General features: G+C 68.4%; 13 protein-coding genes. 1 reads left to right on the top strand and 12 read right to left on the bottom strand.

Annotated features, from left to right (window positions below; all coding sequences use genetic code 11):
• Positions 1-27: 27 nt before the first annotated feature.
• From BHE97_RS09675 to BHE97_RS09660, 4 genes are all read right to left on the bottom strand, one after another.
• On the bottom strand, positions 28-1,392 hold the full coding sequence (locus BHE97_RS09675; RefSeq protein WP_087623823.1) for a replication-associated recombination protein A: 1,365 nt from the start codon (positions 1,390-1,392) through the stop codon (positions 28-30).
• Positions 1,393-1,626: 234 nt separating this feature from the next.
• A complete protein-coding gene (aspS, locus tag BHE97_RS09670) occupies positions 1,627-3,396 on the bottom strand; it encodes an aspartate--tRNA ligase (RefSeq protein WP_087623822.1) in 1,770 nt (589 codons plus the stop codon).
• A complete protein-coding gene (gene hisS / locus BHE97_RS09665) occupies positions 3,393-4,733 on the bottom strand; it encodes a histidine--tRNA ligase (RefSeq protein WP_087623821.1) in 1,341 nt (446 codons plus the stop codon). Before hisS ends, aspS begins: the two co-directional genes overlap by 4 nt.
• Positions 4,734-4,803: 70 nt before the next feature.
• Positions 4,804-5,499: an MBL fold metallo-hydrolase gene (locus BHE97_RS09660; protein WP_087623890.1), complete on the bottom strand. Its 696-nt coding sequence runs from the start codon at positions 5,497-5,499 to the stop codon at positions 4,804-4,806.
• A 75-nt stretch (positions 5,500-5,574) separates the two neighbouring features.
• On the opposite strand from BHE97_RS09660, the gene BHE97_RS09655 reads away from it, so the two are divergent.
• Positions 5,575-6,828: a DUF349 domain-containing protein gene (locus tag BHE97_RS09655; RefSeq protein ID WP_087623889.1), complete on the top strand. Its 1,254-nt coding sequence runs from the start codon at positions 5,575-5,577 to the stop codon at positions 6,826-6,828.
• A 50-nt stretch (positions 6,829-6,878) separates the two neighbouring features.
• On the opposite strand, the gene BHE97_RS09650 is transcribed toward BHE97_RS09655, so the two are convergent.
• From BHE97_RS09650 to ruvC, 8 genes are all read right to left on the bottom strand, one after another.
• Positions 6,879-7,514 carry a hypothetical protein gene (locus BHE97_RS09650; protein WP_236757621.1) on the bottom strand — a complete coding sequence of 212 codons (636 nt, stop codon included), beginning with the start codon at positions 7,512-7,514 and terminating at the stop codon, positions 6,879-6,881.
• A gap of 270 nt (positions 7,515-7,784) precedes the next feature.
• Entirely contained in the window at positions 7,785-10,064 is a 2,280-nt protein-coding gene (locus BHE97_RS09645) for a bifunctional (p)ppGpp synthetase/guanosine-3',5'-bis(diphosphate) 3'-pyrophosphohydrolase (protein WP_170931360.1), read from the bottom strand.
• 324 nt (positions 10,065-10,388) lie between these two features.
• Complete coding sequence (locus BHE97_RS09640; RefSeq protein ID WP_087623818.1) at positions 10,389-10,934, bottom strand: adenine phosphoribosyltransferase; 546 nt, start codon at positions 10,932-10,934, stop codon at positions 10,389-10,391.
• Positions 10,921-11,388 carry a hypothetical protein gene (locus BHE97_RS09635; RefSeq protein ID WP_087623817.1) on the bottom strand — a complete coding sequence of 156 codons (468 nt, stop codon included), beginning with the start codon at positions 11,386-11,388 and terminating at the stop codon, positions 10,921-10,923. Before BHE97_RS09635 ends, BHE97_RS09640 begins: the two co-directional genes overlap by 14 nt.
• Positions 11,388-11,699, bottom strand: a complete 312-nt coding sequence (gene yajC, locus BHE97_RS09630) for a preprotein translocase subunit YajC (RefSeq protein WP_087623816.1) — start codon at positions 11,697-11,699, stop codon at positions 11,388-11,390. The genes BHE97_RS09635 and yajC overlap by 1 nt, the downstream gene beginning before the upstream one ends.
• A 67-nt stretch (positions 11,700-11,766) precedes the next feature.
• A complete protein-coding gene (gene ruvB / locus BHE97_RS09625) occupies positions 11,767-12,807 on the bottom strand; it encodes a Holliday junction branch migration DNA helicase RuvB (protein ID WP_087623815.1) in 1,041 nt (346 codons plus the stop codon).
• Complete coding sequence (gene ruvA / locus BHE97_RS09620; protein WP_087623814.1) at positions 12,807-13,403, bottom strand: Holliday junction branch migration protein RuvA; 597 nt, start codon at positions 13,401-13,403, stop codon at positions 12,807-12,809. The genes ruvB and ruvA overlap by 1 nt, the downstream gene beginning before the upstream one ends.
• Positions 13,400-13,918 carry a crossover junction endodeoxyribonuclease RuvC gene (ruvC, locus tag BHE97_RS09615; protein ID WP_201791401.1) on the bottom strand — a complete coding sequence of 173 codons (519 nt, stop codon included), beginning with the start codon at positions 13,916-13,918 and terminating at the stop codon, positions 13,400-13,402. The genes ruvA and ruvC overlap by 4 nt, the downstream gene beginning before the upstream one ends.
• Between the last annotated feature and the right edge of the window lie 51 nt (positions 13,919-13,969).

Raw genomic sequence — 13,969 nt, 5'->3', positions numbered from 1 at the left:
GCCGACAGTGTCAGGACGGCCCTCGTTTCAGCGGTCGCGCAGGATGGCGCGGATGCGGGCCAGACGATCAGCCAGAGCGGCCTCCGCTCCGTGGCGGCCCGGCTCGAAGTACTCGGTGCCGTCGATATCGTCCGGGGCGTACTGCTGGGCGACCACGCCGCGTGGATCATTGTGGGCGTAGAGATAGTCGTGCCCGTGGCCGAGCTTCTTGGCACCCGAGTAGTGAGCATCGCGCAGCGCCGGGGGCACGGCGCCGACCTTGCCGGCCCGCACATCGCTGAGCGCCGCGTCGATCGCGCGGATGACGGCATTGGACTTCGGGGCGGTGGCCAGGTGGATGACGGCTTGCGCGAGCGGAATGCGCGCCTCTGGGAAGCCGATCATCGCGACCGCCTGCGCAGCCGTGGTCGCCACCTGCAAGGCGGTCGGATCGGCCATGCCGATGTCCTCGCTGGCGTGGATCATCAGGCGGCGGGCGATGAACCGCGGGTCCTCCCCCGCCTCGATCATCCGGGCGAGATAGTGCAGGGCGGCATCGACATCCGATCCGCGGATGGACTTGATGAAGGCGCTCGTGACGTCGTAGTGCTGGTCACCCTGCCGGTCATAGCGGACGGCCGCCCGGTCGACGGCCTGGGCCGCGTCCTCGACGTCGATCTCCGTCTTACCCTGGGAGGTGGCGGCACCGGCGGCCGCCTCGAGGTAGGTGAGCACCCGGCGGCCGTCACCTCCCGCGAGCCGGACCAGATGGTCCTTGGCGTCATCGGTGAGCGTGACCTCGTCATTCAGCCCCCGCTCGTCGGTGAGGGCACGGTCGACGAGGACGGCGATGTCCTCATCGGTCAGCGACTCGAGCGTGAGAAGCAGCGATCGGCTGAGCAGCGGGGAGATCACGCTGAAATGCGGGTTCTCGGTGGTGGCCGCGACGAGGCTCACCCAGCGATTCTCCACCCCGGGAAGCAGGGCATCCTGTTGGGCCTTGCTGAACCGGTGGACCTCGTCGACGAACAGGACGGTCTCCTGGCCGGTGGCCGCGAGCGCCTTGCGGGCTCCGGTGATGACCTCGCGGACCTCCTTGACCCCGGCGCTGACGGCCGAGACCTCGACGAAGCGGCGATCGGTCTGGGTGCTGATGAGGCTCGCGAGTGTGGTCTTGCCGGTGCCCGGAGGACCCCAGAGCAGGATGGTCAGCGGCTTGTGCCCGTCGATCATCTGCCGCAGCGGAGAGCCTGGGCCGAGCAGGTGCTGCTGCCCGACGAGCTCGTCGAGACTGCGCGGACGCATCCGCACCGCGAGCGGCGCCGTCGCGAACTGATTGCCCGCGAGGGTGCCGCTGGACGTGGGTAGCGAGACAGGCGCGTCGGGCAGGTCGAACAGGCCATCGGAGGGCATGGATCGAGCCTACCCATCGCCACCGTCAGTGCGTCCCGGACCGGCGACGGGGCTCACCATGGGCGGTGGGTTACGCCCCTCTCGTCCGGGTGGGCGGTGGGTTACGCACCTCTCGTCCGGGTGGGCGGTGGGTTACGCACGTCTCAGAAGCTCGGACAGGTGCACAACCCACCGCTCGACCCCGGGGGCATTGGTAAGGCCTCTGAGACCGATCGGTGAGTTCCCGACGTCGGGTCAGCTCTCCTCGGCCTCGGGTTCGGCATCGACGCCGGCCTCGGCGCGCTGCTCGGGGGTGATCGGCGCGGGCGCGGACGTCAACGGGTCGTAGCCGCCGCCGGACTTCGGGAAGGCGATGACCTCACGGATCGAGTCGACACCCGACAACAGCGCGCAGGTGCGGTCCCATCCGAAGGCGATGCCACCGTGCGGCGGGGCACCGAAGCTGAACGCGTCGAGCAGGAAGCCGAACTTCTCGCGGGCCTCCTCCTCGCCGATGCCCATGATCGAGAAGACCTTCTCCTGCACGTCCTGACGATGGATACGGATCGAGCCGCCGCCGATCTCGTTGCCATTGCAGACGATGTCGTAGGCCTGCGCGAGCGAGGTGCCGGGATCGTCGAGCGTGGCGACATCTTGCGGCGCGGTGAACGCGTGGTGTACGGCCGTCCACTCGCCCCCGCCGACGGCGACATCGCCGGAGTCGAGATCGCTGACAGCCTCGAACATCGGCCAGTCGACGACCCAGCAGAAGGCCCACGCCGAGTCGTCGATCAGATCGCAGCGGCGTCCGATCTCCAGGCGCGCGGCACCGAGCAGGTTCTGTGCCGACTTGCGGGGACCCGCGGCGAAGAAGATGCAGTCACCGGGCTTTGCGCCCACATGCGTCGCGATGCCGGCCTTCTCGGCATCGGTGATGTTCTTGGAGACCGGGCCGGACAGCTCGCCGTCCTCGCCGACGAGGATGTAGGCGAGGCCCTTGTGCCCCCGCTGCTTGGCCCACTCCTGCCAGGCGTCCAGCTGGCGCCGCGGCTGCGAGCCGCCGCCGGGCATCACCACGGCGCCGACATACGGCGCCTGGAAGACCCGGAAGGGCGTTTCGGCGAAGAACTCGGTGCACTCGGTGAGCTCGAGGTCGAGGCGCAGGTCCGGCTTGTCCGAGCCGTACCTGTTCATGGCATCGGCATAGGTGATGCGCGGGAACGGGGTGGTCAGCTCCACGCCGATGAGCTTCCAGAGCTCGACGTAGACCTCTTCGGCGAGAGCCATGACGTCATCGGCCTCGACGAAGCTCATCTCAATGTCCAGCTGGGTGAACTCCGGCTGCCGGTCGGCGCGGAAATCCTCATCGCGGTAGCAGCGCGCGATCTGGTAGTAGCGCTCAAGACCGCCGACCTGCAGGAGCTGCTTGAACAGCTGGGGGCTTTGCGGGAGCGCGTACCAGCTGCCGGGCCGCAGCCGGGCGGGCACGAGGAAGTCGCGCGCGCCCTCGGGAGTCGATCGGGTGAGCGTAGGCGTCTCGACCTCGACGAAGTCGTGACGCTCCAAGACCGACCGAGCAGCGGCGTTGACTTTCGAGCGCAGCCGGATCGCCTCAGCCGGGCCCTGGCGGCGCAGATCGAGGTAACGGTACTTGAGGCGTACCTCCTCGCCCACCGTCCCCTCCCCCGATGACGCAGCCTCGTCGATGGGGAACGGCAGCGGTGCCGAGGCGCTGAGGATCTCGACATCCTCGGCGATGACCTCGATCTCCCCCGTGCCGATCGCGGGATTCTCGTTGCCCTCGGGACGACGCTCGACCGTGCCGGTGACCTTGAGACAGAACTCCGAACGCAGCTGATGTGCGACATCCTCGCGCACGACCACCTGCACGACGCCCGAGGCCTCGCGCAGGTCGATGAACGCGACACCGCCATGGTCGCGGCGGCGGGCGACCCAGCCGGCGAGCGTGACCTGCTCGCCGACATCGGCGGCGGTCAGAGTTCCGGCGTCATGGGTGCGGATCACGTGCGGTCTCCTTCGGGGGTGACGACCTGGGGTCGTAGATCGGTGGCGGACGGGGTCCAGGCGTCCGGGTCGGACGGCTCCTGGTCCCCCGAACGGATGTCCTTGACGGTGTGCTCACCGTCGGGCTCGGCGGGAGGGAACCACACGAACGGGATCCCTCGCCGCTCGGCGTAGCGGATCTGCTTGCCGAATTTCTGGGCACTGGCCGCGACCTCGGCGGCGATGCCTCGCGCCCGCAGCCGCTGGGCGACGGCGTCGGCGGCGGCCCTGGCGCCCTCATCGGCGAGGGCCACGAGGACGGCTGACGGCACGCTGCGCGTCGAGGTCATGCCATCGGCGAGGAGCGGGGCGAGCAGGCGCGAGACGCCGAGTGAGATGCCGACACCGGGATAAGTGCGCTTGCCGTCGCTGGCGAGCTGGTCGTAGCGACCGCCCGAACAGATCGAGCCCAGCGACTCGTAACCGGCCATCCGGGTCTCGAAGACGGTGCCGGTGTAGTAGTCCAGGCCGCGGGCGATGCGCAGGTCGGCCATCACGGTGACGCCCTCGACATCGGCCCCGGCCCCGACGACGGCAGCGAGCTCCTCGAGCCCCTCGTCGAGCATCGGGTGCTCGACGCCGAGTCCGCGGACCCGATCGACGAAGGACGTGTCGGCACTGCGGATCTCGGCGAGGGCGAGGCACTGACGCGCCTGTGGCTCCCCTAGCCCGAGTTCCAGCAGCAACTCGATGATCCTCTCACCGGGCAGCTTGTCGAGCTTGTCGATGACCTGCATGACCGCCGTGGGGTCACCCAGCCCGAGGCCGAGGTAGAACCCCTCCAGCACCTTGCGGTTGGAGACCTGGAGGGTCAGTTCGGGCACCGGCAGGCCGGAGAGCGCCTCAGCCATGACCCGGGCGACCTCGACATCGAAGTGGAAGGGCAGCGTGCCTTCGCCGACGATGTCGATATCGGCCTGCGTGAACTCACGGAAGCGCCCCTGCTGGGGGCGCTCGCCGCGCCACACCTTCTGGATCTGGTAGCGGCGGAAGGGGAAGGCGAGCTTGCCCGCGTTCTCCACGACATAGCGCGCGAAGGGCACGGTGAGGTCGAAGTGCAGCCCCATGCCGGCATCGGCACCGTCCTCGGCGGCCTGCAGGCGGCGCAGCACGTAGACCTCTTTGTCGATCTCGCCCTTGCGGGTCAGCTGCTCGATCGTCTCCACCGCGCGGGTCTCGATATTCGTGAAGCCGTGCAGCTCGAAGACCCGGCGCAGATGATCCAGCACGGCGAGTTCGACATTGCGCTCCGCCGGGAGGTACTCAGGGAAGCCCGAGAGCTTCGTTCTCTTGCTCATGCCGCCACCGCCTCGAAGAAGACGCACAATAGACGATGCCGGCATGAGAGAGACCCCACCGTTCGCTCGCTCATGCGCTCAGCTCCGCGAGGAAGGGATTGGTGCTCTTCTCGCGGCCGATGGAGGTCTGCTGGCCGTGGCCGGGCAGCACGACGACGTCATCGGGCAGCGTCAGCACCTTGGTGCGCAGGCTCTCCATCATCTGAGCATGGTCGCCGCCGGTGAGGTCGGTGCGGCCGATCGAGCCGAAGAACAGGAAGTCACCGGAGAACGCGACCTGGGAGACGGGCTCGGGCCCCGGATAGTCGACGCGATACATCACGGTGCCCGGTGTGTGTCCTGGGCAGTGGTCGACCGTGAGCACCAGTGAGCCGACATCGATGCGGGCGCCGTCCACGGCGTCGCGGACGTCGGCGGGCTCGACGAACTCCGGCATCTCGATGTCGGCGAACTGCTGGCGCAGCATCGCCGCGGACTGTCCGGAGACCGCGGCCATCGGATCGCTCAGCAGATGTCGGTCAGCGGGATGGATCCACACCGGGCAGCCGTACCGGGCGGCGACATCCTGGGCGCACCACATGTGGTCGAAATGCCCGTGGGTGACCAGGACGGCCGCGACGGTGAAACCGTGTTCCTCGACGACCTTCTCGATCGCCTCGAAGGACTCCATACCCGGATCGACGATCGCGCAGGCGCCACCCTCGCCCTCGGCGATGAAGTAGCAGTTCGCCTGCAGCGGACCGGCCGGAAAACTGGTGAGAAGCACGTCGGCCAGCCTACGCGAGACATCAGACGTGACGTGCACCTCCTCGCCGGTCGGCGCACCACTACACTCATCACCATGAGCGAGCGAAGCGAGCGACCTGCCGCCGCCCAGCAGGAGTGGGGTCGCGTCGACGCCGAAGGAAATGTGTACGTGCGCGAGGGCGATGGGGAGCGCCTCATCGCCCAGTGGGTCGGTGGCGACCCGCAGGAGGCCATCGCGCTGTACACCCGCCGCTTCGAGGGCTTCCAGACGGAGGTCGAGCTGCTGGAGCAGCGCATGTCCGCCGGCACGGTGGCCCCCGATGATGCGCAGAAGGCGTTGGCCCAGGTCCGCGAGCAGCTCGCCAATGCCCAGGCCATCGGCGACCTCGCCTCCCTGACGGCCCGTCTGGACGCCCTCGAGCCGCAGATCGCGACGCTGCGCGAACAGCGCAAGGCCGAGCGCGAACAGCGCCAGGCTGAGTCGAAGGAGGCCAAGAGCCGGATCGTCGCCGAAGCGGAGAAGCTCTCGACCGGCAACGACTGGCGAGGCGGTGCCGATCGCTTCCGCCAGCTGCTCGACGAGTGGAAGGCCCTTCCCCGGCTCAGCAAGTCCCTCGATGACGAACTCTGGCACCGCTTCAGCTCGGCGCGCACGGCGTACACCAAGCGCCGCAAGGCCCACTTCAGCGAGCAGTCGGCTCGCCGCGACGAAGCCGCCAAGATCAAGGAGCGCTTGATCGCGGAGGCCGAGGCGATGCAGGATTCCACCGACTGGGGGCCCACCTCGGGGCGCTATCGCGAGCTCATGCAGCAGTGGAAGAAGGCCGGCTCCGCCCCTCGCGGCGTCGAGGACAAACTCTGGAAGCGCTTCCGCGCAGCCCAGGACGTCTTCTTCTCCGCACGTGACGCCGCCAATGCCGAGCTCGACGCCGAGTACGAGAAGAATGCCGAGGTCAAGGCCGAGATCCTCGCCGAGGCCGAGGCGCTGCTGCCGATCAAGGATCTGGATGCCGCACGTCGCGCCTGGCAGTCGATCGCCGATCGCTGGGAGGCCGCCGGCAAGGTGCCACGGGCCCGGGTCAAGGAGTTCGAGGGCCGTCTGCGCACCGTCGAGAATGCGATCCGCGATGCCGGTCAACGCGAGTGGCAGCGAACGGATCCTGAGAAATCGGCGCGGGCCGATGACATGATCGGCAAGCTCGAGGCCGCGATCGCCGAGACGGAGGCCGAGCTGGAGAAGGCACGGGCCGCCGGTGACGAGAAGAAGGTCAAGAACCTGACCGAGAACCTCGAGTCGCGGCGCGCCTTCCTCGACATCGCCCGCAAGACCGCCTCCGACTTCGGCTGATCACAGGTCCCGTGGGCGGTCTCCGCGTCACGGGGACGTCTGGCACGCGATCACTCGGCTAGGCCGAGAGGATCGGCCTCGAAGACCTGTGTTTCGGACTCCTCGACGTTCACCGAGAATCCGGCGGCCGCCAGCCCACCGCCGAGGACATCATCCTCGATCGCGTCCTGCGCTCTGCGGAACTCGGCAGCCTCCAGCGCCACACCGCTGAAACTCACGGTGATCGTGCGGTCACGCGCATCGGGGACCGCGAGCACCGATGTGGCGCCGAGGTCGAGGACCACCTGAGCAGCGCGGCCCGCGGCGTCCTGGATCTCAAGCTCGGTAAAGCCGGTGTGTTCGAGCACCGTGACATGGCCACCCAGCGCGGTCAATTCCTCATCCAGACCGTCGGGAGCAGCGCCACCGAAAGCCAGGACCGCCTCCCCAGGGGAGATGATCTCCGAGTACGCGTAGCGCCACTGCGGGTCCATCGAGTAAGACGTGACGAGTTCAGCGAATTCGTTCTGCCACGCGAGCTGTTCGAAGGACACCCCCGAGACGTCAGCATCCATGTCGATGCGGCGGTCGCTTGCGTCCTCCGGCGGCAGGCCCAAGGACGATACAGCCTTCATCGACGTCGGGATCATGACAAGCAGGGTGGCGGCAAGACCCACGAGCGCCTGCCTGAACGACGTTCTTCGCATGGTGGCTCCAACCTGGCGTGGGAGTCGCGGGAGGCGACCGATCTGCTGAGCGTAACAGCGAAAAAGACAGCATGGTCCGTTTTCCGATGCGATGGGCCTCCGCTCGCATGGAGCCCCATCTCGGCTCGGCAGGGCGCCTGGGCGGTGACTTACGCACGTCTCGGGCGTCGTGAGACGTGCGTGGGCCACCGCTCGCCGAGTCGAGAGGTGCGTAGGTCACCGCCCAGCGGCGTGAGAGGTGCGTAGGTCACCGCCCGAGCGCGGCGGCCGTCACTGGTGCAGACGATAGACGTCGAAAACGCCCTCGATGGACCGCACGGCGCTCAGCACATGGCCCAGGTGCTTGGGGTCGGCCATCTCGAAGGTGAACTTGGTCTTGGCGACTCGATCACGCCCGGTGCTCAAGCCGGCGGACAGGATGTTGACGTGCTGATCGGAGATCACCCGGGTGATGTCGCTCAGCAGTCGCGGCCGGTCGAGGGCCTCCACCTGGATCGCCACCAGGAACATGCTCTTGGCCGTCGGAGCCCAGGAGACCGCGACGATACGTTCGGGTTGTTCGCGCAGCGCCTCGAAGTTGACACAGTCGGTGCGGTGGATCGAGACCCCGGAGGTGCGCGTCACGAAGCCCGCGATGTCATCACCGGGCACCGGAGTGCAACAGCGCGCCAGCTTGACCATCACATCACCGTCGATGCCCTCGACATCCACGCCCGCGACGCTGCGGGAGGTCGGCGCCGGACGCTGGGCGACGGTAGGGATCGTCGTGGCCTCGGCGATGTCCTCCTCAGCGCCCTCGCGTCCGCCGGCCAGATCGATGACCCGCTCGACGACATTCTGGGCCCCGACATTGCTCTCCCCCACCGCGGCGTACAGCGCCGAGATGTCGTTCAGCCCGAGATCGTGCGCGACCGCCTCGAGATTCGACTGGCTGAACAGCCGATGCAGCGGCAGGCCCTCCTTGCGCATCTGCTTGGCGATGAGGTCCTTGCCCCGCTCGATCGCCTCCTCGCGGCGCTCCTTGGTGAACCACTGACGGATCTTGTTGCGGGCGCGGGGGCTCTGGACGAAGTCGAGCCAGTCCCGGCTGGGGCCGGCATCGGGAGACTTGGAGGTGAAGACCTCCACGACATCGCCGCTCTCCAGCTGCGACTCCAAGGAGACGAGGCGTCCGTTCACCCGGGCGCCGATGCACGCGTGACCGACCTCGGTGTGCACCGCGTAGGCGAAGTCGACCGGGGTGGCCTTGGCCGGCAGCTGGATCAGATCGCCCCTCGGCGTGTAGGCGTACACACCCGCATTGCCCATCTCGAAGCGCAACGAGTCCAGGAAGTCGCTGGAGTCCTCGGTCTCGGACTGCCAATCCATCAGCTCGCGCAGCCATACCATGTCCTGCACGTCGGGGGCCTTGGCCTTGCCGCCCTTGGCACCGGCGACCTGCGCCAGGCCGTCCTCCTTGTACTTCCAGTGCGCCGCGACGCCGTACTCGGCGCGGCGATGCATCGCATAGGTGCGGATCTGCAGCTCGACCGGCTTGCCCTGCGGGCCGATGACGGTCGTATGCAGCGACTGGTACATGTTGAACTTCGGGACGCTGATGTAGTCCTTGAATCGACCCGGGATGGGATTCCAGCGTGCGTGCAGCACGCCGAGGACGGCGTAACAGTCGGCGATGTCGTCGACGAGGATGCGCACGCCGACGAGGTCGAAGATATCGGAGAACTCGCGGCCCCGGACGAGCATCTTCTGGTAGATCGAGTAGTAATGCTTGGGCCGGCCGGTGACCTTCGCCTTGATCTTGGAGTGGCCGAGATCGGAGGTGACGTCGTTGATGACCCGCTCGAGGAAGCCCTCGCGCGAGGGCGCGCGCTCGGCGACGAGACGGACGATCTCGTCATAGACCTTCGGATGGAGGGTGCCGAAGGCGAGATCCTCCAGCTCCCACTTGATGGTGTTCATGCCGAGCCGATGCGCCAGCGGGGCGTAGATCTCGATGGTCTCGCGGGCGATGCGCTCCTGCTTGTCCTGACGCAGGTACCGCAGGGTCCGCATATTGTGCAGCCGGTCGGCGAGCTTGATGACCAGCACACGGATGTCGCGGCTCATCGCGACGACCATCTTGCGGATGGTCTCCGACTGCGCCGAGTCGCCGTATTTGACCTTGTCCAGCTTGGTCACGCCGTCGACCAAGTGCACCACTTCGTCGCCGAAGTCCTCGCGCAACTGGTCGATCGTGTAGGAGGTGTCCTCGACCGTGTCGTGCAGGAGCGCCGCGCACAGCGTCGGGGCGGTCATGCCGAGCTCGGCGAGGATGGTGACGACCGCCAGCGGATGTGTGATGTACGGGTCGCCGCTCTTGCGGGTCTGCCCCTCGTGCATCTGCGCCGCGATGCGGTAGGCCTTCTCGATCGACGCGATGTCGCCCTTGGGGTGAGTGGCTCGATAGACCTTCAGCAACGGGTCCAGGACGGCATTCGGAGCCGCGGTCCGCCCGCCCATCCGGGCGAGCCGGCTGCGCACACGGGCGCCCGCCGGTGCCGACTCCGTCATCTTCGGCCCGGTGGTCTTGTCGACCTGCGGATCTGCCACGTCACGCCTCCTTGGGACCATCGTACGCACCGCTTTCGCACGCGCTCACGCACGGCGGCACTTGAACGACGACCACAGCGGACCCGCGTTAGGAGGCCCTGGCGGCAGGAAACCGCGGACGGGACATCTCAGGCCGGAACGCCGTGGTCGATGGCACACCGCCACCGGTTGGACGGCCCGAGGGAGAGTCTCGTCAGAGCAGCATCGTGATCAGCGTGGCCGCCGAGCCGGCGACCAGGGCTCCGGCCGCGATGAGGGCGATGACCTGCATCGTGCGCCGACCCATCATGGATAGGTCACCAAGGCGGCCGTAGGCGTCTGAGTGCCCAGTCGCGCGCGCCCGCCGAGCGAGGACAACTCGATCAGCACCAGCTGACCGAGGACGTGCCCGCCGAGGCCGGTCACCAGATCGCGAGCGGCGGAGAGAGTGCCGCCGGTGGCCAGGACATCGTCGAGGACGAGCACCCGCTCGCCGGTGACGATCGCGTCGCGGTGGATCTCGACCGTGGCCGAGCCGTATTCGAGATCGTAGGTCCGCGACTCGACGGCCGCCGGGAGCTTTCCGGCCTTGCGGACGGGTACGAAACCGGCTCCGAGACGCATGGCCACCGGCGGGGCCAGGACGAAGCCCCGGGCCTCGATCCCGACGACCTTGTCGATCGGACCCCAGGTCGCGGCGATGCCTGCAAGGGCGTCGACGGTGCCTGCGAGACCCGCGGGATCGGCGAGCAGCGGGGTGATGTCGCGGAAGGTGACCCCGGGCTCGGGCCAATCCTCGATCGCGCGGATGTGACCACGGGCGAGGGAGGTGAACTGCTCACTGCTGGTCATCATCGGTTCCGTTCAGACTCAGATCGCAAGTGCGCTCGGCGTGCTGGGAGATCTCACCGCTGGCATCGCCGACCGAGGGCAGATCGAGGTCGGCGAGGGACTCGTCCACGGCGGCCAGGCGCGCCTGGTCCTCCTCGCTGAGCTCCGGCTCCTGTGCGAGCTCGATCATCTCGGCGATCGTCAGGCCCTCCTCCTCGACCGCGGCCTGCAGCTCGCGGATCGTGGAGCCAAAGGTCTGCCACTCGTCCTGGACCTCCTCAGGCGCCTTCTCCTCCAGCGCCGTCATGTCGTCCATGACCTGATCGATCTGCGAGAAGTCACCGGCGCTGAGTTCCGCGAAGGGTCCGCTCACCTTCTCCAGCTCGTCGCAGTAGGCATCGGTGTCATCGGCGCAGGCCGAGAGCGCGCCGATCGCGGCGGCCACCGCGATGCCGGCAGCCCACCGGCGTCGCATCAGCGCTGCTCGTCGTCGGAGTCGGTCGACTCGATCTCGTCCAACTCCCTGTCCTCGGCATCGAGCGGCGTGAAGACCTGCGCGACCGCGGGACGGGCGACGGTGAGGACCGTGCCGGGGGCGACCTCGAGATCGACCGTCTGATCGTCGACCTCGATCAAGGTGCCGTGGATGCCGCTGGTCAGCATGACCCGCTTACCGGGCTCCAGCGAGTTCTGCACCTGCTGGAACTGCTTCTGGCGCTGTCGAGCGGGGCGCAGGACAAGCAGGAAGAAGACGGCCACGATGGCCACAAGAAGGATGATTTCCACGCGGAGAACTCCAGGTCGCGACGGACAGGTACGACGGCGAGTCTACGGGGCACCGCCGCATCGCCGGTCACTCGGCGTCGTCGAAGCTGAGCTGGGCGGCGTCCTGGGGGACCGTGAGTCCCAGGTGTCGCCAGGCCGCCGGCGTGGCGATACGCCCGCGCGGCGTCCGCGCGAGGAAACCGAGCCGTACGAGGAAGGGCTCGGCGAGCTCCTCGACCGTCTCGCGCTCCTCGGCAACGGCGACCGCAAGGGTCGAGATGCCGACCGGACCGCCACCGAAGCTGCGGCAGAGGGCGTCCAGGACGGCGCGGTCGAGCCGGTCGAGGCCGAGATCGTCGACCTCGTACAGTTCAAGTGCGGCGCGGGCGACCCCGTGGTCGACGTGACCACCGGCCCGCACCTCGGCGTAGTCGCGGACCCGCCGCAGCAGCCGGTTGGCGATCCGAGGCGTTCCGCGCGACCGGGAGCCGATCTCGCGGGCGGCGTCGTCATCGATCGAGAGCTCGAGCAGCCGCGCCGACCGGCGGACGATGTCGTAGAGGTCCTCGACGGCGTAGTAGTCGAGCTGCGCCGTGAATCCGAAACGGTCGCGTAGCGGCCCCGGGAGGAGTCCGGCGCGGGTGGTGGCTCCGACGACCGTGAACGGCGGGATCTCCAGCGGGATGGCGGTGGCTCCCGGACCCTTGCCGACCACGACATCGACGCGGAAGTCCTCCATCGCCATGTACAGCAGCTCCTCGGCCGGGCGCGACATGCGATGGATCTCGTCGATGAAGAGCACATCTCCCTCGCCGATGCCCGAGAGGATCGCCGCGAGGTCCCCGGCGTGCTGGATCGCCGGCCCGGAGGTCAACCGCAGCGGCGCGGAGAGCTGATGGGCGATGATCATCGCCAAGGTCGTCTTGCCCAGACCCGGCGGACCGCTGAGGAGCACATGGTCGGGGGTACGGCCGCGGGCGACGGCCGCCTTGAGGACGAGGGCCAGCTGCTCGCGGACCCGGTCCTGTCCGACGAGCTCGTCGAGGCTCTTGGGCCGTAGGGCGGCCTCGAAGGCTTGATCCTCCGGCAGCACCTCGGCGCTGACGGCCTCATTGAACTCGCCGGTCATCAACGGCCCTTGCCGAGGCTGCGCAGGGCATCACGCAGCACGGTGGAGACATCGGGGTCGCTGCCCACGGGCAGCTCGGCCGCCGTCGCATCGATCGCGGCATCGGCATCCTTGGCGGACCAGCCGAGACCGGTCAGCGCCTCGTGTACCTGGCCGCGCCAGGCCGATCCGCCGGCGGCGCTGGGCGCGCTCGTGACCGGGCCGACGCGGTCCTTGAGCTCCAGGATGATGCGCTCGGCGCCCTTGCGACCGATTCCCGGCACGGTGGTCAGGGTGCTGACCTCGCCTGCGGCGATGGCCTGACGGATGCGCTCGGGGTCGAGGACGGCGAGCATGGCCTGGGCGACCTTGGGGCCGACCCCGCTGGCGGTCTGGACGAGCTCGAACATCTCCCGGCCGTCGGCATCGGCGAAGCCGTACACGGTGAGCGAGTCCTCGCGGACCACCATCGACGTGAAGAGGGTCGCCGGCTGACCGATGCGCAGGTCCGCGATGGTGCTGGGCGTGCAGTACACCTGTAGACCGATGCCGCCGACCTCGATCACGACAGAGGTAACGGTGATGGCCGCGACGGGCCCCTTGACATGCGCGATCACCGAACAGTCCTCTCCTTCTGGGCCGCCACGGCGGCGGCGAGTCGGTCATGTGCGGCCCCGCGCCAGATCTGGCAGATCGCGAGGGCCAGGGCGTCGGCGGCATCCGCGGGCTTGGGGGCCTGAGCCAGCCGCAGCAGCCTGCTGACCATGAGCGTCACCTGCGCCTTGTCGGCACGACCGCTGCCCGTGACGGCGGCCTTGACCTCGCTGGGCGTGTGCAGGCGGACCTCGAGGCCGTGCCGCGCGGCGACCAACATCGCGATGCCGCTGGCCTGCGCTGTGCCCATGACGGTGCTGACATTGTGCTGGCTGAAGACGCGTTCGACGGCCATCACCTCGGGACGGTGCGTGCGCACGGCCGCGTCCAGAGCCTCCTCCAACCGCAGCAGACGCCGCGAGAGGTCGAGATCAGAGGGCGTGCGGATCACGCCGACGTCGACCATCGAGAGCGGGCGGCCGACACTGCCCTCGACCACTCCGATACCGCAGCGGGTCAAGCCGGGGTCGACACCCAGGACGCGGACAGAACGCATGTTCGAAAGCCTAGCGGTCTGCCGGCCGCTCTC

This window comes from Aeromicrobium sp. PE09-221, assembly GCF_002174305.1.
Classification (GTDB): Bacteria; Actinomycetota; Actinomycetes; order Propionibacteriales; family Nocardioidaceae; genus Aeromicrobium.
The sequence above is the reverse complement of the archived record's forward strand: the minus strand, read 5'-3'. Positions and strand labels throughout refer to the sequence as shown.

Bases quoted from the DNA above. Each gene is read 5' to 3' on its own strand.
- BHE97_RS09655 (WP_087623889.1), top strand. From the start codon at position 5,575: ATGAGCGAGCGAAGCGAGCGACCTGCCGCCGCCCAGCAGGAGTGGGGT.
- BHE97_RS09675 (WP_087623823.1), bottom strand. From the start codon at position 1,392: ATGCCCTCCGATGGCCTGTTCGACCTGCCCGACGCGCCTGTCTCGCTA.
- ruvB (WP_087623815.1), bottom strand. From the start codon at position 12,807: ATGACCGGCGAGTTCAATGAGGCCGTCAGCGCCGAGGTGCTGCCGGAG.
- BHE97_RS09635 (WP_087623817.1), bottom strand. From the start codon at position 11,388: ATGCGACGCCGGTGGGCTGCCGGCATCGCGGTGGCCGCCGCGATCGGC.
- hisS (WP_087623821.1), bottom strand. From the start codon at position 4,733: ATGAGCAAGAGAACGAAGCTCTCGGGCTTCCCTGAGTACCTCCCGGCG.
- BHE97_RS09645 (WP_170931360.1), bottom strand. From the start codon at position 10,064: ATGACGGAGTCGGCACCGGCGGGCGCCCGTGTGCGCAGCCGGCTCGCC.
- BHE97_RS09650 (WP_236757621.1), bottom strand. From the start codon at position 7,514: ATGCGAAGAACGTCGTTCAGGCAGGCGCTCGTGGGTCTTGCCGCCACC.
- BHE97_RS09640 (WP_087623818.1), bottom strand. From the start codon at position 10,934: ATGACCAGCAGTGAGCAGTTCACCTCCCTCGCCCGTGGTCACATCCGC.